Consider the following 21,144-nt stretch of genomic DNA (forward strand, 5'->3'; position numbering starts at 1 on the left):
GGCATCAAGGCTATCGCCTCGACGACGGCGCCGCCTTCGTCGTGGCCCTCAGCACGAGGCGCGCGGGGCTCACGAGGTGCCGCGGCGCGAAGTCCGCGCGCGCCATCCGCGCCTCGAGCGTCTCGACCGCCTGCTCGACGATCCAGCGGGAGCCGGGATCGACCGTCGACAGCCCGCCGGCGATATGGCGGCTGATCCCGACGTCGTCGAACCCGATCACCTGCACGTCCCCCGGCACCGCGACGCCCGCGTCGGCGAGCCCCGCGAGCACGCCGAAGGCGATCTGGTCGGTGACCGCGAAGACGGCGTCGACGCCGAGGCCGTCCCGCACCGCGCGCGCGATGGCGTCGCGCGCGCCGTCGACGGCCGGCTCGCGCACCTCCAAGACGAGCTCGGGATCCGCGGCGAGCCCCGCGTCCGCGTGCGCCGCGCGCCATCCGTCCGTGCGCTGGCTCGACATCGTCACGCCGCGCGACGCGCGCGCACCGCCGACGATCGCGACGCGCCGCGCGCCGCTCCCGATGAGGTGGGCGACCGCCATCCGCGCGCCCTCGGCGTTCGCCATGGTGACGTGGTCGAAGCGCTCGGGCACCTGCTGCTCGCCGAGCATGACGATGGGCGTGGGGATGGCGATGCGGTCGAGGTCGGGCGCGCCGAGCCCCACAGGGCTCAGGATCACGCCGTCGTACATGCGCAGGCGCGCGAGCGACAGCGCGGACAGCTCGCCCTCGACGCTCGCACCGCTCTGCTCGACGACGAGGTGGCGCCCCCGAAGGGCGAACGCCTCGGCGAACGCGGCCGCGAGGTCGCCGAAGTACGCGTGGTCGAAGCGCGGCACGATGAGCGCGACCGTGTCGGTGCGCCCCGCGCGCAGGCGCCGGGCCGTGAGGTCGATCTCGTACCCGATCTCCCGCACCTTCTCGAGCACCCGCAGCCGTGTCTCGGCGCTCACCCGCCCGCGGTCGTTGAGCACGTTCGACACCGTCATGACCGACACCCCGGCCGCGCGCGCCACGTCGCTCATCGTCGCCATGGCCGCCTCCTTCGCGCTCGCGCCGCTCGGATCGACCCTATGCGAATCCGCTCTTCCCCCGGAGCCCGCCCGGATGTATCGTTACATCACTTCTCTCACCCGGAAAGGCTCCCATGTCCTCCACCCGCGTCGTCATCGACCTCGACCTCCCCGGCCCCACGATCAGCCGCCACCTCTACGGGCACTTCGCCGAGCACCTGGGGCGGTGCATCTACGGCGGCTTCTTCGTCGGCGAGGACTCCGACATCCCGAACGAGGGCGGCATCCGCCTCGACGTCGTCGAGGCGCTCCGCGAGCTCGCGATCCCGAACCTGCGCTGGCCGGGCGGCTGCTTCGCCGACGACTACCACTGGCGCGACGGCATCGGCCCGCGCGAGAGCCGCCCGCGCATGGTCAACTCCCACTGGGGCGACGTCGTCGAGGACAACTCCTTCGGAACGCACGAGTTCATGCAGCTCTGCGAGATGCTCGGCGCCGACGCCTACGTGAACGGCAACGTCGGCTCGGGCACCGTGCGCGAGATGAGCGAGTGGATCGAGTACCTCACACGGGCCGACGACTCCCCCATGGCCGCGCTGCGCCGCGAGAACGGCCGCGACGAGCCCTGGAAGGTGCCGTTCTTCGGCATCGGCAACGAGGCCTGGGGCTGCGGCGGCAACATGCGCGCCGAGGCGTACGCGGACCTCGCCCGCCAGTACGCGACGTACGTGCGCGACCACGGCGGCAACACGGTGTACCGGATCGCGGCGGGCGCGAACGCCGACGACCTCGAGTGGACCGAGACCCTCATGAAGGCGCTCGGATGCCTCGGCTGCGACGGCCAGGGATCCTCGCCCTATCAGGCGGTCTCGCTGCACTACTACACGATGTCGGGCTCGTGGCAGAGCAAGGGCTCGGCGACCGAGTTCGACGAGGACGAGTGGTACCTCGCGCTCTCCCGCGCCTTCCACATCGAGCAGCTCCTCACGCGGCACAGCACCGTGATGGACCGGCACGATCCGCGCCGGCGCGTGGGCCTCGTCCTCGACGAGTGGGGCACGTGGTGGGATGTCGAGCCCGGCACGAACCCCGGGTTCCTCTACCAGCAGAACACCCTGCGCGACGCGCTCGTCGCGAGCGTGCACTTCGACGCGTTCCACCGCCACGCCGACCGCCTGGTCATGGCGAACATCGCGCAGACCGTCAACGTGCTGCAGGCGATGCTCCTCACCGACCCCGACACCGGAGCGCTCGTGAAGACCCCCACGTTCCACGTGTTCGCGATGAACGTCGGCCACCACGACGCACAGGCGCTCGAGGCGCATGTCGTCGACGGCGAGACCCGCGCGGTCGACGGGCGCGACCTGCCGATGATCTCGGCGTCGGCGTCGACCAAGGACGCCGCGGCGCTCGTGTCCCTGTCGAACCTCGACGCCGACCAGCCGCGCACGGTCGTCCTCGACCTGCGCGGCAGGTCGGTCGAGGGCTGGTCGGCCCGCCTGCTCACGGCCGAGAGCACGGCCGCGCACAACGTGCCCGGTCAGCCGGAGAACGTCGCGCCGGTCGACTTCGACGGCGTCCGCACGCACGCGCGCGGCCTCGAGGTCGAGCTCCCGCCGCACTCGTACGCCACGGTCAGCCTCCAGCTGGGCGCGTGAGCCGAGCCGCTGGGCCCCCGCAGCGGGGGCTCAGCGGCGCCGGTACACGACGAAGCGGTAGCGGGTGCCCGTTCGGCTCGTGAGCCACTCCGCGGCGCCATCGGGCTCCGACCGGACGACCCGCCACTCCTCGCCGATCTCGGGCGCGTAGGCGTCGCCATCCGCGTCGACGTCGACCTCGGTGACCCACAGCTCGTCGACGACGTCCATGGCCTGCGCGTAGATCTGCGCGCCGCCGATCACCCAGACCTCGTCGTCGATCCGCCCCGCGGCCTCGAGGGCGTCCTCGAGCGAGTGCACGACCTGCGCGCCCTCCGCCGCGAAGCTCTCGTCGCGCGTGACGACGATGTTGGGCCGGTCGGGAAGCGGGCGGAAGCGCTCGGGGAACGACAGCCACGTCTTCCGCCCCATCACGACCGGCGTTCCCGTCGTGGCGCGCTTGAAGAAGGCCATGTCCTCGGGCAGCTGCCACAGCATGCCCCCGTCGGACCCGATCGCGCGGGTGCGCGACTGCGCCCAGATCGAGCGGATGGTCACGGCTCAGACCGCCACGGCCGCGCGGATCGCGGGATGGTGGCGGTACTCCTCCACGACGAAGTCGTCGTACGCGTAGTCGAACAGCGACTCCGGCTTCCGGGCGAATCGCAGCGCGGGGTACGGGTAGGGCTCGCGCGAGAGCTGCTCGACGACCTGCTCCCGATGGTTGTCGTAGATGTGGCAGTCGCCGCCGGTCCACACGAAGTCGCCCGGCTCGAGCCCGGTCTGCTGGGCGACCATGAGCGTGAGGAGCGCGTACGACGCGATGTTGAAGGGCACGCCGAGGAAGAGGTCGGCGCTGCGCTGGTAGAGCTGGCAGCTGAGCCGGCCGTCCGCGACGTAGAACTGGAAGAGGGCGTGGCACGGCGGCAGCGCCATGTCGTCGACCTCGGCCGGGTTCCACGCCGTCACGATGTGCCGACGGCTGTCGGGGTTCGCCTTCAGCTGAGCGACGACCTTCGCGATCTGGTCGATGCTCTCGCCGCTCGGGGTCGGCCACGAGCGCCACTGCACGCCGTAGACCGGCCCGAGCTCGCCGTCCTCATCAGCCCACTCGTCCCAGATCGACACGCCGTGCTCCTGGAGCCAGCGCACGTTCGAGTCGCCGCGCAGGAACCACAGCAGCTCGTAGGCGATCGACTTGAAGTGCACGCGCTTCGTCGTGATGAGCGGGAAGCCCGCGCTGAGGTCGTATCGGATCTGCCGCCCGAACACGCTCGTCGTCCCGGTGCCCGTGCGGTCATCCTTGTGCGTGCCGTTCGCGAGCACGTCGCGAAGGAGATCCTCGTACGGGGTGGGGATGGCGCCGCTCATGACGTCAAGGCTAGTCGGGATGGCGCGCGCCGGCTCAGGCGGCGCGCTCGCGTCCGACGATGCCCGCGCGCTGCAGGAGGAGGTAGATCTGGCAGCCGAGGCAGAAGCCGAATGCCGCGTTGAGGAACGCGGCGACGAACGCCGCGGCCGCCGCGATCGGCAGCGCCCAGGGCACGGCCGCGAGATGCAGGACGAGGCCGAGCCCCGTGACGAACAGGCCGACGCCCTGCGCGAAGCGCGGCGGGCGCGGGTCCTCGAGCTCCGCAGGAGGCCCGAGTCGAGGGCGGACCACGCGGCGGAAGAGCACGCCCCACGGCGCGGTGCGCGGCGAGACGACGCTCCAGAGGAAGAGCAGCGCGACGACGAGCACCGCGAGGAAGCCGGGATCCGCCGCGCGCTCGAAGACGGAGGCGGCGCCGATCCCCGGCGTGAAGATCGCACCGCTCGCGGGCTGGTGGGCGAACCAGCCGAACGACGCCGCCGTGCGCGTCGAGACCCCCGTGAAGGCGAGGAACGTCGCGACGAGCAGCAGCGCGCTCGTGATGGCGGCGGCGAAGCGAGGGCCGCGCGGATCGATCCCTGCGGGTGCGTCAGGCATGGGTCTTCCCTTCGATGGCGTCGAGCTCGGCCATCACCGTGTCGCGGGTCGGAGCTCCGGTGATGCGGGCGCGCGGGACGCCGCGCGCGTCGAGGACGAGGGTCGTGGGCGTCTGGAGCACGTGGAAGCGCCGGGCGATCTCGACGCGGTGCGTGACGTCGACGTCGACGTGCGCGACGCCATCCCTCTCCCCCGCCACGTCGGAGAGCAGCCGCCGCACCGCGGGGCACCGGGCGCACAGCTCGGTGCTGAACTGCACGAGCGTCGCATGCTCTCCGAACGCGCCCGGGGCGAGCCCGAGCGCCGTCGGGGCGACGGCATCCGCCCGGACCGCCCGAGCGCGGCCCTCGCGCCGCCGCAGGAGCACGCCGAGAGCCGTCGCGACGAGGACGATCGCGACGAGGGCGGCGAGAGCGGCGGCGGGGGTCATCGGAACCACGGTAGATCCGTCGCCGTGCCGACGGACCCGAGGTGGCGGAATATGACATGAAGGGCGCCGGCGCAAGGCGTTCCCCGTGTCGGGCCGCGCCGTTAGGCTGGCCGCGGACCATCCGCCCCCGATCAGGAGGAACGACAATGACCGTCACCAGCGAAGCCAGCACCTCGTGGCAGGGATCCCTCTTCGAGGGCTCCGGCACCGTCTCGTTCTCGACCGGCGTCGGGACGTTCCCCGTGAACTGGAAGGCCCGCAGCGAGGGCTCCGACACGACGACCACCCCCGAGGAGCTCATCGCGGCAGCGCACTCGTCGTGCTTCAGCATGGCGCTCTCGAACGCGCTCGCCGAGAACGGCACCCCGCCGGAGAAGATCGACACGACCGCGTCGGTCACCTTCAAGCCCGGCACCGGCATCACCGGGAGCCACCTCAACGTCAACGCCGTCGTCCCCGGCATCGACGCCGAGCGCTTCCAGCAGATCGCCGAGGAGGCCAAGGCGGGCTGCCCCGTCTCGCAGGCGCTCGCGGGCATCGAGATCTCGCTCGAGGCGACGCTCGCGTAGCCCAGGATGACCGCCTCCTCGCTCACGCGCGTCATCGTCGCCGGCTCGTCGGGCCTCCTCGGCCAGGGCGTCGTCGACGACCTCCGCGCGGCGGGCGTGGAGGTGACGCGTCTCGTCCGCCGCGCCCCGAGCGCCGCGGACGAGACGCGCTGGCTCGACGCTCCTCATCTCGATCCCGCTGTCCTCCGAGGCGCGGACGCCGTCGTGAACCTCTGCGGCGCGAGCGTGGGGCGCATCCCCTGGACGCCCGCGTACCGGCGACGCCTGCACTCCTCGCGGCTCACGCCAACGCGCGTCCTCGCCCGCGCGATCTCCCAGCTCGACGAGCCGCCTCTCCTCGTCTCGGCGAGCGCCGCGGGCTGGTACGGGTCCTCACCCGATGGCCCCGTCACCGAGGACGCACCTCGTGGGAGCGGATTCCTCGCCGACCTCTGCGGCGCGTGGGAGCAGGCCGCGCACGGCGCCGGGCCCCGCGTCGCGCTCCTCCGCACCGCGCCGGTCGTGCATCCCGACGGCGTCCTGCGCCCGCTCATCCCCCTGACGCGAACAGGTCTCGCCGGTCCGCTCGGCTCGGGGCGCCAGGTGTGGGCCTGGATCTCCTTCGAGGACGCGATCGCGGCCATCCGCCACGTCCTCGAGCACCGGCTGACTGGGCCGGTCAACCTGGCTGCCCCGGTCGCGACGACCGCGAACGACTTCGGGCGTGCGCTCGCACGTCGGCTGCGGCGCCCTTTCGCCCTGCCGGCGCCCGCATGGGCTCTCCGCGCCGCGCTCGGGCGCGACTTCGCCGACGACATGCTCCTCGTCGACGCCGACATCGTGCCGCGAGCGCTGCAGTCCACCGGCTTCTCGTTCGCCCACCCGGCTCTCGAGGACGCGATCGCCGCGGTCGTCCCCGAGCGCTGAACGGCTGCAGCGGGCGTCCGCGCCGGGTGCTAGACGGGGCTGTGCGCGGCCCGTTCGCGGCGGATGGCCTCGCGCACCGCGGATCGCGCGCGCTTCGTATCGCCCGCAGCGGCGTACGCGAGGCTCAGCCGGTACCACGCGCGCCAGTCGGTCTCGTCGGCTTCGACCTCGGCGCGGTACGTCGGGAAGAGCGCCTCGCCATCCGCCCGCGCCGGGCGCCCGCTCGGCGACGTGCTGACCTCCTCGGTCGGCAGCCCGCCCTCGCTCTCGAGACGGCGTGCAAGGCGCTCGGCGCGCCATCCGAACAGGAGCTCGCGGCCGAGCCCCCACAGCGCGATGAGCGGGAGCACGATCATCGCGCCGCCCATGACAGCGAGGATCGGCTCGCCGGTCGAGATGCCGATCGACAGAGCCGACACGGCCTTCTGCCCCACGACGAGGATGTAGAGCAGCAGGAGCGCCGTCATGACGGCGACGCCGACGCGCAGTCTCATGCGCCCGTGGCCCGCGCGGCCTGGCCCGCGACCGTCGCACCGTCGTCGACGGGCTCGGCCGCAGCGGGGCGCGGCGTGCCGATGCCGATGTCGATGAAGTTCTCCAGGCCCACGACGACGCCGCGCACGCCGGTCGCGGCCTCGACGGCGATGCGGATGCCCGGCGCGTACGCGGCGGCCGGGTCGATCGTGTCGTGCACGAGGGAGAGCGACTCGCCGGGCCCGGAGAGGATCGTCTCCTGTCGGGCTACCACCCCGGGGCGGCGCAGGGAGTGCACGGGCACGCTCGCGACCTGCTGCCCACGTGCGCGCTGGTCGACGAACGGCGCGTCGACGGGCGTCTCGCGGGCCGCCGCGATGAGCTCGGCCGTGCGGACCGCCGTGCCCGACGGGGAGTCGATCTTCGTGTCGCGATGCGTCTCGACGATCTCGACGGACGGGAAGAACCGCGCGGAGGCCGCGGCGAGTGCCGTGCCGAGCACGGATCCGAGCGAGAAGTTCGGGATGAAGACCGCGCCGGTCCCAGCCGCCTCCACGAGCGGGGGCACGAGCGCGACGCGCTCCGCGGACCATCCGCTCGTGCCGACGAGAACCTGGGCGCCGCGCTCGATCGCCGCGCGCACGACGTCGATGCTCACGGCCGGAGTCGAGGCGTCGATGACGAGATCCGCGCCGTCGAGCTCGGCGAGGTCGCTGCTCGATCCGAGCACCGCGACGATCTCGAACCCGTCCATCCCGTCGACGACCTCGCGGATGATGCTGCCGAGCTTGCCGCTGCCGCCGACCAGTGCCACGCGTGTCGTCATGCCACCATCCTAGGCGGGACGGCCAGGACGACCGCCGGAGTGCGGCGTGCTCCGGAATGCGGCCGGCTCCGGAATCGGACCCGTGGTGCCGAAGTCGACTCCCGGGGCCGACACGCCCACACCCGCCCCAGCCATCCGAACCCCGACACCCCGCACGCCGCCCCGCTCTCGGAGTGCCGTACCCCGAATCGGACCCGTGGTGCTGAAGTCGTCTCCTGAGACCGACGCGCGCGCACCCGCCCCAGCCATCCGAATCCCGACACCCCGCACACGCCGCCCCGCCCTCGCCCATCCGTCCCCCGCATCGGACCCACCCCCTGGGCGTCTCGCGCCGACACCTCGTGCACAGGCGGACGACACGCGCGCACCGGCACGAGCACACGCGCTGTGCCGGTGGCGGGCCCGCGGGCCGACGAGGCTGGCGGGATGTATCCGACGGAGATCGCCGCTCGCATCGATGCACGTCACGGAGTGGCCCGCGCATCGACGCTGCGGATGGCGGGCGCGTCTGCGCGCGACATCCGGCGCGCGCTTGTGACCGGATCGATCTGGAAGGTGCGCCCCGGGGTCTATGCGACTCCGGACGTGAGCGCGGACATCGTCACGGCGGCGCGGCACGGCGGCGCACTCTGCTGCGCATCTGCGCTCGCCCAGCTCGGCGTATGGGTTCTCGACGCCGACGCGATTCACGTCGCGATGGGACCGCACGGGCGCCAGCGCGAGCACGCAGGGTGCGCGTGCATCCCGCACTGGGATGAAGGCGCGACGGGCTTCGGGCGCGTCGACATCGTCCGCGCTCTCGTCCAGCTCGCGCGCTGCCAGGGCGATGAGGCGTTCTTCGCCGCGTTCGAATCCGCGTGGCACCGGGGGCTGCTGTCTCGACGTGACCGTCTCGCGGTGCGCGCACGTCTGGATGCGCGGCAGCGGCGACTCGTCGACGCAGCGCGATCGGACTCGGAGAGCGGGCTCGAGTCGCTCCTCAGGATCCGGCTGCTCCGCATGGGCATCGTGCTCCGCTGCCAGGTGCGCATCCGCACGGTCGGACGCGTCGACTTCGTCGTCGGCGACCGGATCATCCTCGAAGTGGACGGGCGCGAGAACCACGACGGGGAGAGCCACCGGCACCGCGACCTCGTCCGAGACGCGAATGCTGCCGCGCTCGGCTACCGAACCCTCCGGTTCGACTACGCGCTCGTCATCCACGACTGGCCGCGCGTGGAGCGCGCGATCGTCGGCGCCCTCCGCCGCAGGGCGTGACCGCAGGCGCCCCGGGGCCCGAATGCACGGCCGTCTGTCACCGTGCGTGTGCGCGGAATCGGATCCGTGGGGCGTGTGTCGCTCCCTGAGGTCGACACGCGCACATCGGCCCCGGCGATCCGAATCCCGGGACAGCTCGGCGCATCCGAACCGGCCCGGCACAACTCGGCTTGGCACATCCCGGGATGGCCCGGCACGGCGGCCCGGCACCTCCCGGCCCGTCCTGGCGGACTCAGACCGGCGGGGTCTCCGGCAGCCCGGTGCGCAGCTCGAACGGCAGGTGCGCGAGGTCGTTGTGGGCGATGAGCGTCCACGGGCGGCCCTGCTTCTGCGAGATGATCGTGAGCCCGCAGTTCGCCTGGTTCAGCGTCATCCAGCGCCAGTCGGGGGCGCCGAGCACCTCGCGCACGAACCACGCGATCACGAAGTTGTGCGTGATGAGCAGCTCGTGGACGTCGCCGTTCTTGCGCACGAGGAACTCGTTCATCGCGTCGGCCATCTGGGCCCTGCCCGCCTCGACCTCCTCCTCGGTGATCCCGCCGAAGAAGGGCTCGAACACGCTCGGCGTCTCGTCGGTCATGCCCGTCGGGACGCAGTCGAACAGGAGCGCGTGCGGCTGCGGATCGATCGCGGGCATCCGCTCGGCGACGATGCGCGCGGTCTCCGCGGCGCGTGCGAGGGGCGAGTGCCACACGTTGTCGAACGGCACGCCAGAGAGCCGGTCGGCGAGCAGCGCCGCCTGCCGCTCTCCGCGCGCGGAGAGCGGCCCGTCCTCGAGCCCGTGCTCGGCGTGCTGGTGCTCTCCGTGGCGGACGAGGTAGATGTAGTGCGTCATCCGAACCCCCTCATCGTCCGCACCTGGAGCCCGCAGGGCGGGCGTCCTCCAGCCTAGGTCACGCCTCGGCGGACGCGCCGTGCGGTTACGCCATCGGCGGAATAATGGTCAGTCCGCGGCCTTCGCGAGGTCGGCGCGATGCCCGCGTCCGAGCTGCACGCCCACCCCCTGCACGAGCTCGTCGACGTGCCCCGGCGTGAAGGCGTTGACGATCGGGGCGACCACGCTCCGCTGCGCGAGGAGCCACGCGACGGCGACCGCCGCGTGCGGGAGCTGCAGCTCCGCGGCGACGGCGTCGAGCGCCTTGAGCGCCCGCGCTCCTCGGCGGTTGAGGAGCCTCGACAGCTGCTCCGACCTCGTGCCCTGGCCGATCGTCTGACGCGAGCGATGCAGTCCGGAGAGGAACCCGTGCTCGAGGGCGTGCGACGGCGTCACGGCGAGGCCCTGGGCGTCGGACACGAGCCGCAGGTCGCCCTCGTACTCCCCGCGGCGCATGAGGTTGTACGGCACGTCGAGCGCCTCGATCCGCGGGTACCCGGCCGACGACAGGATCCGCGCCTCGACGAGCTGGTCCGCGGTGAACCCGTAGGCCCCGACCGCGCGCGCCTTTCCCGCCTCGACGAGCCACTCGGCCGTCGCGAGCGCGTCTTCGAGGGACGTCAGCGGGTAGCTCGCCGCATCGAGGTAGAGGATGTCGATGCGATCGGTTCCGAGGCGCTCGAGCGACGACTCCACGGCGCGGACGAGGTTGACCGAGCCGAGGCCCGGGTTGTCGGGATGGCCGCCGACGCGCACCGCGAGGACGATGTCGTCGCGCACGCCGCGCGAGGCGACCCACTGGCCGAGGATGAACTCGCTGCGCCCCGCGCCGAAGCGGTCGGAGGTGTGCAGCGCGTTGCCGCCGAGCTCGGCGTAGCGGTCGAGCACGGCAAATCCCGCGGCGCGGTCGAGGTTCCACCCGAACTCGGCCCCGCCGAGCATGAGCGGGAACACCTCGACGCCCGACGTCCCGATCGGCGAGCGCAGGCCCGCGCCGATCCCCGGGCCGAGCTCGGGGACGGGCGCCGACGGATGACCGGGGAGCCGGATGGGCTGAGTCGGCACGTCCGCGGACGCATCGGATGTGCGGATGGCCGCGCCGTCGCGCCGCTCCGGCGGTGACGCTGCATCCATGTCGCTCCCTCACGGAGGGTGCGACGAACCGCGGTCCTCCCGTGCCTCCATTGAACCGGAACCCGCGGCGCGCGCCGCGCCGCGGGTCGTAACTGTTTCATCACGGACGCGGAACGGCCCGGCCGCACCGTGTGCGACCGGGCCGTTCCGTGAGCCGATCAGGCCTCGGCGGGAGCCTCGGCCGGGGCCTCCGACGCGTCGGACGCGCCCTCGCCGGCCTCGTCGACGATCTCGAGCGAGAGCTTGCCGCGGTCGTCGATCTTCGAGATGCGGACGAGGATCTTCTGACCCACGCTCACGACGTCCTCGATGTTCTCGACGCGCTTGCCGCCGTTGAGCTTGCGCAGCTCGGTGACGTGCAGCAGGCCGTCCTTGCCCGGCAGGAGCGAGACGAACACGCCGAACTTGGCGATGTTCACGGCCGTGCCGAGGAACTGATCGCCGATCTCGGGGTTCGTCGGGTTCGCGATCGCGTTGACCGCGGCCCGCGCCGCCTCGGCCGAGGGGCCGTCGGTCGCGCCGATGTAGACGGTGCCGTCGTCCTCGATCGAGATCTGGGCGCCGGTGTCGTCCTGGATCGAGTTGATCGTCTTGCCCTTGGGGCCGATGAGCTCGCCGATCTTGTCGACCGGGATCTGCACGCTGATGACGCGCGGCGCGGTCGGCGCCATCTCGTCCGGAGCGTCGATCGCCGCGTTCAGGACCTCGAGGATGCGCAGACGCGCGTCCTTCGCCTGCGTGAGCGCGCCGGCGAGCACCTCGGAGGGGATGCCGTCGAGCTTCGTGTCGAGCTGGATCGCCGTGACGAACTCGCTCGTGCCGGCCACCTTGAAGTCCATGTCGCCGAGGGCGTCCTCCGCGCCGAGGATGTCGGTCAGCGCGGCGTACCGCGTCTGGCCGTCGACCTCGTCGGAGACGAGGCCCATCGCGATGCCGGCGACGGGGGCGCGCAGCGGCACACCCGCGTTGAGCAGCGACAGGGTCGAGGCGCACACGGAGCCCATCGAGGTCGAGCCGTTCGACCCGAGCGCCTCGGACACCTGGCGGATGGCGTACGGGAACTCCTCGCGGCTGGGCAGCACGGGAGCGAGCGCGCGCTCGGCCAGGAACCCGTGGCCGATCTCACGCCGCTTCGGGCTGCCCACACGGCCGGTCTCGCCGGTCGAGTAGGGCGGGAAGTTGTAGTGGTGCATGTAGCGCTTGCTCGTCGTGGGCGACAGCGAGTCGATCTGCTGCTCCATCTTGAGCATGTTGAGCGTCGTGACACCCAGGATCTGCGTCTCGCCGCGCTGGAAGATGGCCGAGCCGTGGACGCGCGGGATGACCTGCACCTCGGCGTCGAGCGGGCGGATGTCGGCGAGGCCGCGGCCGTCCATGCGGACGCCCTCCGTGAGGATGCGGCCGCGCACGATCTTCTTCGTGACGGACTTGTAGGCGGCGCCGAACTCGAGCGGAGCGGCCGCGGGCAGCTCGCCCGCCTCCACCTTCTCGATGAGGGCGGCCTTGACGCGGGCCTTGACCTCGTCATCCGCGGCCTGGCGCTGCTGCTTGTCGGCGATGACGTAGACCTTCTCGAGGTCCGCGTGCGCCTCGGCGGCGACGAAGTCGTACGTCTCCTGGCTGTAGGCCGGGAACACGGGGAACTCGAGCGGCTCCTTCGACGACTTCGCGGCCATCTCGGCCTGCGCCGCGACGAGCTGCTTGATGAAGGGCTTGGCGGCCTCGAGACCCTGCGCGACGATCTCCTCGCTGGGCTTCGTGGCGCCGGCCTTGATGAGGTTCCAGCTCGCCTCGGTCGCCTCGGCCTCGACCATCATGATCGCGACATCCTCGGAGCCGTCGGCTCCCGTGACGACGCGACCGGCGACGACGAGGTCGAACACGGCGGACTCGAGGAGCTCGGCGTTCGGGAACGCGACCCACTGGTCGTCGTTGCCCGCCTGGCCGGGGATGAGCGCGAGGCGCACGCCGGCGATCGGGCCCGAGAACGGCAGGCCGGAGATCTGGGTCGACGCCGACGCCGCGTTGATCGCGAGCGCGTCGTAGAACTCGCCCGGCGCGATGGAGAGCACCGTGACGACGATCTGGATCTCGTTGCGCAGGCCGTCGACGAACGACGGGCGCAGCGGACGGTCGATGAGGCGGCACACGAGGATGGCCTCGGTCGAGGGGCGGCCCTCGCGGCGGAAGAACGAGCCGGGGATCTTGCCCGCGGCGTACGAGCGCTCCTCGACGTCGACCGTCAGCGGGAAGAAGTCGAAGCCCTCGCGAGGGCTCTTCGACGCGCTCGTGGCCGAGAGGAGCATCGTCTCCTCGTCGAGGTACGCGGCGACGGCGCCCTGCGCCTGCTGCGCGAGACGGCCGGTCTCGAACCGGATGGTGCGGGTGCCGAAGCGGCCGTTGTCGAGAACGGCCTCGGCGGCGGTGATTTCAGGACCTTCCAAGAGGTCTCTCCTTCTTTGTTTAACCTCGCCGGTCCATGTGACGGACGAGTCATGCGAAGGAGCAGGAACAGGCAGATATAGGCCGCACGGCCAGAACCGAAGCTTCACGCTCGCCTGCGCTGGCCACCAGGAGAAATCCACCGGATGCGCGGCACCCGGGAGACCACTTCAGGGGACCAGCTTCCTGCCAGCCTGCTCCATGTCGTGTTCAGTTGTGCGGACGCGCACGGGCGCGTCCACGGCCACCCTACCAGCGCGGGCCGTGGACGCACCCCTGCGACTCCTACTTCACCGCGCCCTCGGTGAGGCCGCCGCGCCAGAAGCGCTGCAGCACGATCATCGCGATCGCGAGCGGGATGACCGAGAGCAGCACTCCCCCGGTCGTCAACTCGTAGAACTCGGGCAGGCGATCCACCTGCGCGCGCCAGTTGTTGAGGCCGAGGGTGATCGGGTACAGGCTCTGGTCGGCGAGCATCACGAGGGGCAGGAAGTAGTTGTTCCAGATGCCCACGAGCTGGAAGAGGAAGACCGTCACGAGCGCGGGCGTCAGGATCCGCAGCCCGACCGTGTGGAAGATCCGCAGCTCCCCCGCGCCGTCGAGCCGCGCGGCCTCCATGAGCGAGTCGTCGACGGTCGCATCGGCGTAGATGCGGCAGAGGAACAGCCCGAACGGCGACACGAGCGACGGGATCAGCACGCTCCAGTAGGTGTTCGCGAGCCCCAGCTGGCTGAACAGGAGGAAGAGCGGCAGCGCCGTGGCGGTGGCCGGCACGAGGACGCCCCCGAGGATGGTCCCGAAGACGAGGTCGCGCCCGCGGAAGCGGTACTTCGCCAGCGCGTAGCCGCCAGCCGCGGCGAAGTAGGTCGCCAGGACGGCGCCGACTCCCGCGTAGAGGATCGAGTTGAGGAACCACCGCACGAAGATGCCGCCGTCGTACGCGAGGACCTGGCCGAGGTTCTCGAGGAGGTGGACGTCCGACCCGAACCAGAAGCCGAAGGTGGAGAAGAGGTCCTCCGTGGACTTCGTGGCCGCGACGACCACCCAGTAGACGGGGATGAGGAAGTACAGGGCGGCGACGACGAGGATGCCCGTCACGATGATCTTCGACGCCCGCGACCGGCGATGGGCGGCCGACGACCCCGTCGGGTTGACCGCGGCGAGCGTCTGCGTGCGCACGGGATCCGTGCGCGGCTGGGTGAGGGTCATCGGCCGCTCCTGTTCGTGACGCGGAGGAAGAGGAAGGACAGCACGAACGCCGCGAGGGCGATGAGCACGGCCTGCGCCGCGGCGACGTTGTAGTCGTTGTAGGCGAAGGCCGTCGTGTACGCCGACAGGTTCGGCGTGTACTGCGTGTCGATCGCCGGCGCGACGGTCTTCAGGACCTCCGCCTCGGCGAACAGCTGCAGCGTCCCGATGATGCTGAACACGGTCGTCAGGACGAGGGCCGGCGCGATGAGGGGCAGCTGGATGCTCGTCGCGATGCGGAACGCGGAGGCGCCGTCGATGCGCGCCGCCTCGTACAGCTCCCCCGGGATGGCCTTGAGCTGGGCGACGATGATGAGCATGTTGTAGCCGACGTACGTCCAGGTCACGATGTTCGCGATCGACCAGAGCACGGATCCCGCTCCGAGGAAGTCGATCTCGATGCCCATCCAGGACGCCACGTCCACGACCGGGCTCAGCCCGGGCACGTAGAGGAACGACCAGAGGATGGTCGCGATGACGCCCGGGATGCCGTAGGGCATGAAGTACACCGCGCGGAAGAAGCCCGGCCACATCGCCGAGGCCGACTCGAGCAGAAGCGCGAGGAGGGTGGCCGCGACGATCATGACGGGCACCTGGACCACACCGAACAGGAGCATCCGCCCGATGGAGGCGATGAAGTTGCCGTCGGCGAGCGCGAGCGCGTAGTTCTCGAACCACGCGAACGAGCTCGTCACGCCCTCCTCGCCGAACAGCCCGCCGCGCTGGACGCGCGTGAAGCTCGACCCGATCGCGACGAGGATCGGGAGGATGAAGGTGAGGACGAAGAGCGCCAGGAACGGCGCGAGGAGGATCCACGGCGCCCGGCTGACGGCGGCCTGACGCACGCCGGGGCGCCGGCGCACCCGGGCGTCGCCCGTGACGATCGTGCGCGTCTCGCTCATGATGTCGCCTTCCGGATGCGCAGGCCCTTGTTCCGGAAGACCCGCGTGATCTGCTCCTCCGCCTGTCGGACCGATTCGACGAGGCTCTGACCGGACGCCTTCCGCCGGAAGCCGTCGGAGAGGATGTTGAAGGACTGCTGCGTGATCGGCCACCAGACCCAGTCCGGGTTCTGCGCCTTCGAGGCGGGCACGAACACCTCCTCGTTGTAGTTCTGGCCGCTGAAGAAGTCGGATGGCCGCTGCCGCTGCGATCCGATGTAGTCGGCTGCCGGCGACCATCCGATCCCGCTGTGCTCGATCATCGCGTCGATGCCCTCGGGCGACGTCGTCATCCAGACGGCGAAGTCCATCGCCTCCTTGGGGTGGCGGCTGTTCGCGAGCACGGCAGCCGTCGATCCGCCCTGGTAGCTCGACCCGTACCCCATGTCCGGCCAGACCGGCATGGGCGCCACGCGCCATCTGCCCTCGCCTCCGGCGACGCCCTGGATGAGCGCGTCGGCCCAGCTCGCGCCGGTGACCGCGGCGATCCCGCCGTCGGCGGCGGCCGCGAACCACGCGGGCGTGAAGTTGCCGTAGGCGGTCGTGACGAGCTCGTCATCGACGACGCGGTCCCAGAAGTCCGCGACCTCGAGGGTCGCGTCGTCAGTCATGTCGATCTCCCAGCCGTCCTCACCCACCCGCAGCCACGACGCGCCCGCCTGCGTGGCGTACATCGCGAACACGGATGCGTCGCCGATCGGGAAGGTGTCGAGGTACGCGCCCGCAGCGCGCGCCTCGACCGCCAGCTCGCGCCACTCGGACCAGGTCGTGGGCGGCGGCGATCCGATCTGCTCGAGGGTGGGGTGCTGGTAGTACCAGGCCATGGGGCCGGAGTCCTGCGGGATGGCGTACACGCCGCCGTCGAAGCTCACCTGACCCCACAGGGTCGGGTCGAACTTCGCCGCGTGGTCGGCGGCCCCGTAGCGCGACAGGTCGACGAGGCCGTTCACGAGCATGAACTCGGGGATCGAGCGCATCTCGACCTGGGCGATGTCCGGCCCGCCACCCGCCGCGAGGGCGGAGTAGATCTTCTGGTATCCGCCCGCGTTGCCGCCGGGGATCCAGACGGCCTCGACCTGGACATCCGGGTTCTGCGCGTTCCAGACGTCGGCGACCTTCTGCAGGTCCTTCAGCCAGGCCCAGTAGGTGAGGGTGATCCTCTTGCCCGTCGCCGGCGGGATGGTCGGCTCGACGTTGACCGAGGTCGTCCCCGGTGTCGAGCAGCCGGCGAGCATGCCCGCCGCCACCGCGCCGAGCCCTGCGCCCAGCAGCTGTCTGCGCGTGATCGCGCCCATCTGACCTCCACGTCTCTGTGAAAGCGGCCACGTCGGCGTGGTCCGTGCGAGCCGTGCGCCCGCGTGGCGACGAAGCTACCACAGGATTCGAGTACGTACTCGAAATTCGTGGCGCCGGTCTAGCATTCCGACATGGACGAGGATGTTCCGCGCAAGCGCGGCCCGTATGCGCGATCGGCCGAGCGACGCCGCGCGATCGTCGACGCCGCGCTCGAGGTCTTCGCCGCCAAGGGCTATCTCGCCGGGTCGCTCCAGGACATCGCCGACCGCATCGGCGTGTCGCAGACGAGCCTGCTCCACTACTTCCCCCGGAAGCGCGACCTCCTCCTCGCGGTCCTCGACCAGCGGGACGCGGTGGACAAGCCGCCGGCAGGGCTGTCCTTCCCCGACGACGTCCTCGCGCAGGCGGATCTCAACGCGCGGCACCACGGGCTCCCCGAGCTCTACACCGTGCTGTGCGGCGAGTCCGTCACCGAGGGCCACCCCGCGCGCGAGCACTTCGCCCGCCGGTTCGCGTCGCTGCGAGACCAGTACGCCGACGAGCTGCGTGGGCTCGCCGAGGAGGGCCGACTCCGCCCGGGGATCGAGCCGTCGATCGCGGCGACCGGGCTCATCGCGATCTGGGACGGGCTGCAGACGCAGTGGCTGCTCGACCCCGACGTCGACGTGACGGCCGGCCTCCGGGCCTACCTCGCCCTGATCCTCGTCGACGCACCGGAGTCGGAGGCATCGGTGACGCCGCGCTGAACGGCCGCCCGGCTCAGGTGAACAGCCGGCGAAGGTCGGGAGAAGTCGGCCCCGCGCGCGTCCCGCGCCCGGGACCCTGGACACGTGAGAGTCGCACTCTTCGCGGAATCCTTCCTCCCCCACATGAACGGGGTCACGAACTCCGTTCTGCAGGTCGTGCGCCATCTCGAGGAGCAGGGCCACGAGACCCTCGTCATCGCTCCGCGCGCGGCGGGGCAGAAGGCCGACTCGCTGGGCTCGCGCACCGCGCTCGTCGCGTCGATGCCCCTCCCCTCGTACCCCGACGTGCGGGTCGCCCTCGCGCCGACCTGGCGGATCCGCCGCCTCCTCGAGGAGTTCCGGCCCGACGTCGTGCACCTCGCGTCCCCGTTCGTGCTCGGATGGCAGGCGCTCGTCGCCGCGGACGCCCTGCGGATCCCGGTCGTCGCGATCTACCAGACCGACGTCGTCTCCTACACCGAGCGCTACGGGGTCGCCGGCGCGGCCGCCGCCGCCGCCAATCACGTCGCCCGGCTGCACCGGCGCTCGACGCTCACGCTCGCGCCGTCGTCGGCCGCTCAGGCGCAGCTCGAGCAGCTCGGCGTGGACCGGATCTGGCGATGGGGCCGCGGCGTCGACGCCGACCGGTTCTCCCCGGCCCGACGCTCCGAGTCCTGGCGGGCACGGATCGCCCCCGGCGAGCGCATCATCGGCTACGTGGGCCGTCTCGCGGCGGAGAAGCAGGTCGAGGACCTGCACGTGCTCTCGGACCTGCCCGGAGCGCGGCTCGTGATCGTGGGCGACGGCCCCGAGCGCGCACGGCTCGAAGCGCGGCTGCCGGAGGCGGTGTTCACGGGCTTCCTCGGCGGAGACGAGCTCGCGGAGGCGCTCGCGAGCTTCGACGTCTTCGTGCACCCCGGCGAGAGCGAGACCTTCTGCCAGACGGTGCAGGAGGCCCTCGCGAGCGGCGTGCCCGTCGTCGCAACGGGGCGCGGCGGGCCGCTCGACCTCGTCCGCAGCAGCGTCGACGGCTGGCTCTACCGGCCCGGCGACCTGGACGACCTGCGGGCCCGCGTCGCGGACCTCCTCGGCGACGACGCCAAGCGACGGTCCTTCGGCCAGGCGGCGCTCGAGAGCGTCCGCGCGCGCACCTGGAGCGCGCTCACGGAGCAGCTCGTGAGCCACTACGCCGAGGCCGCGCGGCTGCGGCGCTTCGACGACGCGCTCCTCGCCCGCGGTGCCACCCGGCCGCTGCCGCCGACGTCGGCGCCTGCGACGCGGCGCTGGTCGAGCTTCGTCGCCCTGGGCGACTCGCTCACCGAGGGCCTGTGCGACACATCGCGCATGCGCGAGGGCGAGTACCGGGGATGGGCCGACCGACTCGCCTCCCTGCTCGCCCAGCGCAGCGGCGCGGACACGCCGTTCCGCTACGCGAACCTCGCCGTGCGCAGTCGGCGGGTGCGCGACCTGGTGAGCGAGCAGGGCCCCCGCGCGATCGCGATGCGCCCCGACCTCGTGTCCATCCTCATGGGCGCGAACGACCTCGTCGGGCACGGGGCCGACCCCGTCGCCCTCGCGCGCGATCTCGAGCGGGTGGTCCGCGACATCCGCGCGACGGGAGCCGACGTGCTCCTCGTCACCCCGTTCCTCCCCCGTCGCCGCGCCGCGATGATCTTCGCGCGCCGCTTCGCGGCCTTCGCGCACGAGATCCGGCGGATCGCAGCCGAGACCGGGGCCATCCTGCTCGACGTGGAGGCCCTTCCGGAGCTCGGAGACCTGTCGATGTACGCCGAGGACCGCGTGCACCTCGGGTCGCGAGGCCACCGGCTCCTCGCGTACCGTGCGGCCGAGGTGCTCGGCATCCCCGACGCGGGAGCACTCGGCGACCTCGACGACGCGCTGCACGCCGACGCGCCGCCCGCGAGCGGATGGCTGCGCCGCCACGCGCTCCCCTGGGTCTGGCGCCGCATGCGCGGGCGGACAGCGGGCGACGGCCTCGTCGCGAAGCACGACGCACTCGTCGAGCTCGCGGGGCGCCGCGCCCAGACCGGCGATGGCAGCGAGCTGTCGAGTCCGCCGCTTCCCTGATGTTCGCGCGGCGTTCACTCCGACGGAGCAGACTGCCGGGATGATCGACGAGTTCGTCTCCGCCCTCGCCGCGAACCCGTGGGCGCTCGCGGCGCTGTTCGGGCTCGTGCTCGCCGACGCGTTCCTCGTGGTCGTCCCGGGCGAGATCGCCGTGACGGTTCTCGCCTCGGTGTCGTTCACGCCGTCGGGGCCGCCGCTGTGGTGCGTGATCCTCGTCGCGGCGGCGGCCGCGTTCGCGGGCGACGCCGCCTGCTACGCGCTCGGGCGCGCGTTCCACCCCCAGCGCTGGCGCGTCATGCGGCATCCGCGCTTCCAGCGCGTCTTCGCGTGGGCCCAGACGCGTCTGCGCTCGCACGTTGCGGCCGCGATCTTCACGGTCCGGTTCATCCCGTTCGCGCGGCTCGCGGTGAACCTCACCGCAGGAGCGACGCGCATTCCCGCCGTGCGCTACCTGCCGGTGGCGGCGGGCGCCGCGACCGCATGGGCGGCCTACCAGGCCCTCGTCGGCGCCGCCGTCGGCGCGATCGTGCCCGGTGGGCCCGTCGTCGCCGTGCTCGTGTCGATCGCGGTCGCGCTCGTCCTCGGCTGGATCACCGACGCGCTCATCGCCCGCTTCGCGCCGCGCGGCGCGACCGGGCGCTGAAAGGGGCCGGCGCGCGGCCGGCCCCGCTCGTCAGCGCCCGAGGCCCTCGAGAAGGCTCTCGAACGATCCGCCCTCGCCAAGGTAGCTCTCGGGCGAGAAGGGATCGACCCTCTCGACCGCGGTGCGGCCGGCGACCGCATCGGCGAGCTCGCGCGCGGCGCGGTCGACGCGCTTCTGGAGCGGCGCCACGCTGTCGGCGCCCTGGCCCCAGTCGTCGGCGGCGGCGAACACCCCGGTCGAGACCGGCTCGGCGTGCAGATAGGTGAACAGCGGTCGGATGGCATAGTCGATCGCGAGCGAGTGCCGCGGCGTGCCGGCCGTCGCGCCCAGCAGGACCGGGGTGCCCTCGATCGCCTCGCGGTCGAGCACGTCGATGAACGACTTGAAGAGGCCCGAGTACGAGGTCGAGAAGATCGGCGTCACCGCGATGAGGGCGTCGGCCGCCGCGACCCGCTCCATCACCTCCGCGAGGCCCTTCGGCGGGAAGCCGGTGAGCATCGCGTTCATGATGTCGTGCGCATGGTCGCGCAGCTCGACGACGGAGACGTCGGTCTCCACGCCGCGCGAGGCGAGATCGTCGATCACGGTCCGCGTGAGCCGGTCCGCGAGGAGCCGCGTGGAGGACGGCTCCGAGATGCCGGCCGAGAGGACGACGATGCGGGTGGCGCTCATG

At 71.9% G+C, this 21,144-nt stretch carries 21 protein-coding genes; 7 read left to right on the plus strand and 14 right to left on the minus strand.

What is annotated here, in order from left to right; genetic code table 11:
* Positions 1–10: 10 nt before the first annotated feature.
* Positions 11–1,033, minus strand: a complete 1,023-nt coding sequence (locus ACOWU6_RS13390) for a LacI family DNA-binding transcriptional regulator (RefSeq protein WP_282980001.1) — start codon at positions 1,031–1,033, stop codon at positions 11–13.
* Positions 1,034–1,146: 113 nt separating this feature from the next.
* On the opposite strand from ACOWU6_RS13390, the gene ACOWU6_RS13395 reads away from it, so the two are divergent.
* Positions 1,147–2,670, plus strand: a complete 1,524-nt coding sequence (locus tag ACOWU6_RS13395; RefSeq protein ID WP_421075986.1) for an alpha-N-arabinofuranosidase — start codon at positions 1,147–1,149, stop codon at positions 2,668–2,670.
* Positions 2,671–2,700: 30 nt separating this feature from the next.
* Here ACOWU6_RS13395 and ACOWU6_RS13400 read toward each other — a convergent pair whose 3' ends face one another.
* Genes ACOWU6_RS13400 through ACOWU6_RS13415 form a run of 4 tightly spaced genes read right to left on the minus strand, consistent with a single transcriptional unit; the run spans position 2,701 to position 5,048 of the window.
* Positions 2,701–3,207 (minus strand): dihydrofolate reductase, encoded by a 507-nt coding sequence (locus tag ACOWU6_RS13400; protein WP_421075987.1) that lies wholly within the window; start codon positions 3,205–3,207, stop codon positions 2,701–2,703.
* 3 nt (positions 3,208–3,210) lie between these two features.
* Entirely contained in the window at positions 3,211–4,020 is an 810-nt protein-coding gene (locus tag ACOWU6_RS13405; protein ID WP_421075988.1) for a thymidylate synthase, read from the minus strand.
* A gap of 34 nt (positions 4,021–4,054) precedes the next feature.
* Complete coding sequence (locus tag ACOWU6_RS13410) at positions 4,055–4,618, minus strand: DUF4395 domain-containing protein (protein ID WP_421075989.1); 564 nt, start codon at positions 4,616–4,618, stop codon at positions 4,055–4,057.
* The gene (locus tag ACOWU6_RS13415) at positions 4,611–5,048 is read right to left on the minus strand and encodes a thioredoxin family protein (RefSeq protein WP_421075990.1); all 438 of its coding nucleotides are present in this window, start codon (positions 5,046–5,048) and stop codon (positions 4,611–4,613) included. Before ACOWU6_RS13415 ends, ACOWU6_RS13410 begins: the two co-directional genes overlap by 8 nt.
* 146 nt (positions 5,049–5,194) lie before the next feature.
* On the opposite strand from ACOWU6_RS13415, the gene ACOWU6_RS13420 reads away from it, so the two are divergent.
* Positions 5,195–5,617 carry an OsmC family protein gene (locus tag ACOWU6_RS13420; protein WP_271174233.1) on the plus strand — a complete coding sequence of 141 codons (423 nt, stop codon included), beginning with the start codon at positions 5,195–5,197 and terminating at the stop codon, positions 5,615–5,617.
* A gap of 6 nt (positions 5,618–5,623) precedes the next feature.
* The gene (locus ACOWU6_RS13425) at positions 5,624–6,523 is read left to right on the plus strand and encodes a TIGR01777 family oxidoreductase (RefSeq protein ID WP_421075991.1); all 900 of its coding nucleotides are present in this window, start codon (positions 5,624–5,626) and stop codon (positions 6,521–6,523) included.
* 29 nt (positions 6,524–6,552) lie between these two features.
* On the opposite strand, the gene ACOWU6_RS13430 is transcribed toward ACOWU6_RS13425, so the two are convergent.
* Complete coding sequence (locus ACOWU6_RS13430; protein WP_421075992.1) at positions 6,553–7,017, minus strand: hypothetical protein; 465 nt, start codon at positions 7,015–7,017, stop codon at positions 6,553–6,555.
* The gene (gene dapB, locus ACOWU6_RS13435; RefSeq protein WP_421075993.1) at positions 7,014–7,823 is read right to left on the minus strand and encodes a 4-hydroxy-tetrahydrodipicolinate reductase; all 810 of its coding nucleotides are present in this window, start codon (positions 7,821–7,823) and stop codon (positions 7,014–7,016) included. The genes ACOWU6_RS13430 and dapB overlap by 4 nt, the downstream gene beginning before the upstream one ends.
* A 426-nt stretch (positions 7,824–8,249) precedes the next feature.
* Between dapB and ACOWU6_RS13440 the strand changes: the two genes are divergently transcribed.
* The gene (locus ACOWU6_RS13440) at positions 8,250–9,080 is read left to right on the plus strand and encodes an endonuclease domain-containing protein (protein WP_271174229.1); all 831 of its coding nucleotides are present in this window, start codon (positions 8,250–8,252) and stop codon (positions 9,078–9,080) included.
* Between the two features lie 232 nt (positions 9,081–9,312).
* On the opposite strand, the gene ACOWU6_RS13445 is transcribed toward ACOWU6_RS13440, so the two are convergent.
* The 6 genes from ACOWU6_RS13445 to ACOWU6_RS13470 all read right to left on the minus strand — a co-directional run bounded on the left by ACOWU6_RS13445 (position 9,313) and on the right by ACOWU6_RS13470 (position 17,014).
* The gene (locus tag ACOWU6_RS13445) at positions 9,313–9,915 is read right to left on the minus strand and encodes a histidine phosphatase family protein (protein ID WP_282979995.1); all 603 of its coding nucleotides are present in this window, start codon (positions 9,913–9,915) and stop codon (positions 9,313–9,315) included.
* A gap of 108 nt (positions 9,916–10,023) precedes the next feature.
* Positions 10,024–11,088: an aldo/keto reductase gene (locus tag ACOWU6_RS13450; protein WP_271174227.1), complete on the minus strand. Its 1,065-nt coding sequence runs from the start codon at positions 11,086–11,088 to the stop codon at positions 10,024–10,026.
* Between the two features lie 158 nt (positions 11,089–11,246).
* On the minus strand, positions 11,247–13,532 hold the full coding sequence (locus ACOWU6_RS13455) for a polyribonucleotide nucleotidyltransferase (protein WP_271174226.1): 2,286 nt from the start codon (positions 13,530–13,532) through the stop codon (positions 11,247–11,249).
* A 283-nt stretch (positions 13,533–13,815) separates the two neighbouring features.
* Positions 13,816–14,739 (minus strand): carbohydrate ABC transporter permease, encoded by a 924-nt coding sequence (locus tag ACOWU6_RS13460; protein ID WP_282979993.1) that lies wholly within the window; start codon positions 14,737–14,739, stop codon positions 13,816–13,818.
* Entirely contained in the window at positions 14,736–15,680 is a 945-nt protein-coding gene (locus ACOWU6_RS13465) for a carbohydrate ABC transporter permease (RefSeq protein ID WP_271174224.1), read from the minus strand. Before ACOWU6_RS13465 ends, ACOWU6_RS13460 begins: the two co-directional genes overlap by 4 nt.
* A complete protein-coding gene (locus ACOWU6_RS13470; RefSeq protein ID WP_421075994.1) occupies positions 15,677–17,014 on the minus strand; it encodes an ABC transporter substrate-binding protein in 1,338 nt (445 codons plus the stop codon). The genes ACOWU6_RS13465 and ACOWU6_RS13470 overlap by 4 nt, the downstream gene beginning before the upstream one ends.
* 132 nt (positions 17,015–17,146) lie before the next feature.
* Between ACOWU6_RS13470 and ACOWU6_RS13475 the strand changes: the two genes are divergently transcribed.
* The 3 genes from ACOWU6_RS13475 to ACOWU6_RS13485 all read left to right on the plus strand — a co-directional run bounded on the left by ACOWU6_RS13475 (position 17,147) and on the right by ACOWU6_RS13485 (position 20,471).
* A complete protein-coding gene (locus ACOWU6_RS13475) occupies positions 17,147–17,761 on the plus strand; it encodes a TetR/AcrR family transcriptional regulator (RefSeq protein WP_282979992.1) in 615 nt (204 codons plus the stop codon).
* Positions 17,762–17,845: 84 nt separating this feature from the next.
* The gene (locus ACOWU6_RS13480; RefSeq protein WP_271174221.1) at positions 17,846–19,828 is read left to right on the plus strand and encodes a glycosyltransferase; all 1,983 of its coding nucleotides are present in this window, start codon (positions 17,846–17,848) and stop codon (positions 19,826–19,828) included.
* Between the two features lie 40 nt (positions 19,829–19,868).
* Complete coding sequence (locus tag ACOWU6_RS13485) at positions 19,869–20,471, plus strand: DedA family protein (RefSeq protein WP_421075995.1); 603 nt, start codon at positions 19,869–19,871, stop codon at positions 20,469–20,471.
* Between the two features lie 30 nt (positions 20,472–20,501).
* On the opposite strand, the gene ACOWU6_RS13490 is transcribed toward ACOWU6_RS13485, so the two are convergent.
* The gene (locus ACOWU6_RS13490) at positions 20,502–21,143 is read right to left on the minus strand and encodes an FMN reductase (RefSeq protein ID WP_271174219.1); all 642 of its coding nucleotides are present in this window, start codon (positions 21,141–21,143) and stop codon (positions 20,502–20,504) included.
* Between the last annotated feature and the right edge of the window lies 1 nt (position 21,144).

This window comes from Microbacterium sp. SA156 (genome assembly GCF_049065455.1).
Classification (GTDB): domain Bacteria; phylum Actinomycetota; class Actinomycetes; order Actinomycetales; family Microbacteriaceae; genus Microbacterium; species Microbacterium barkeri.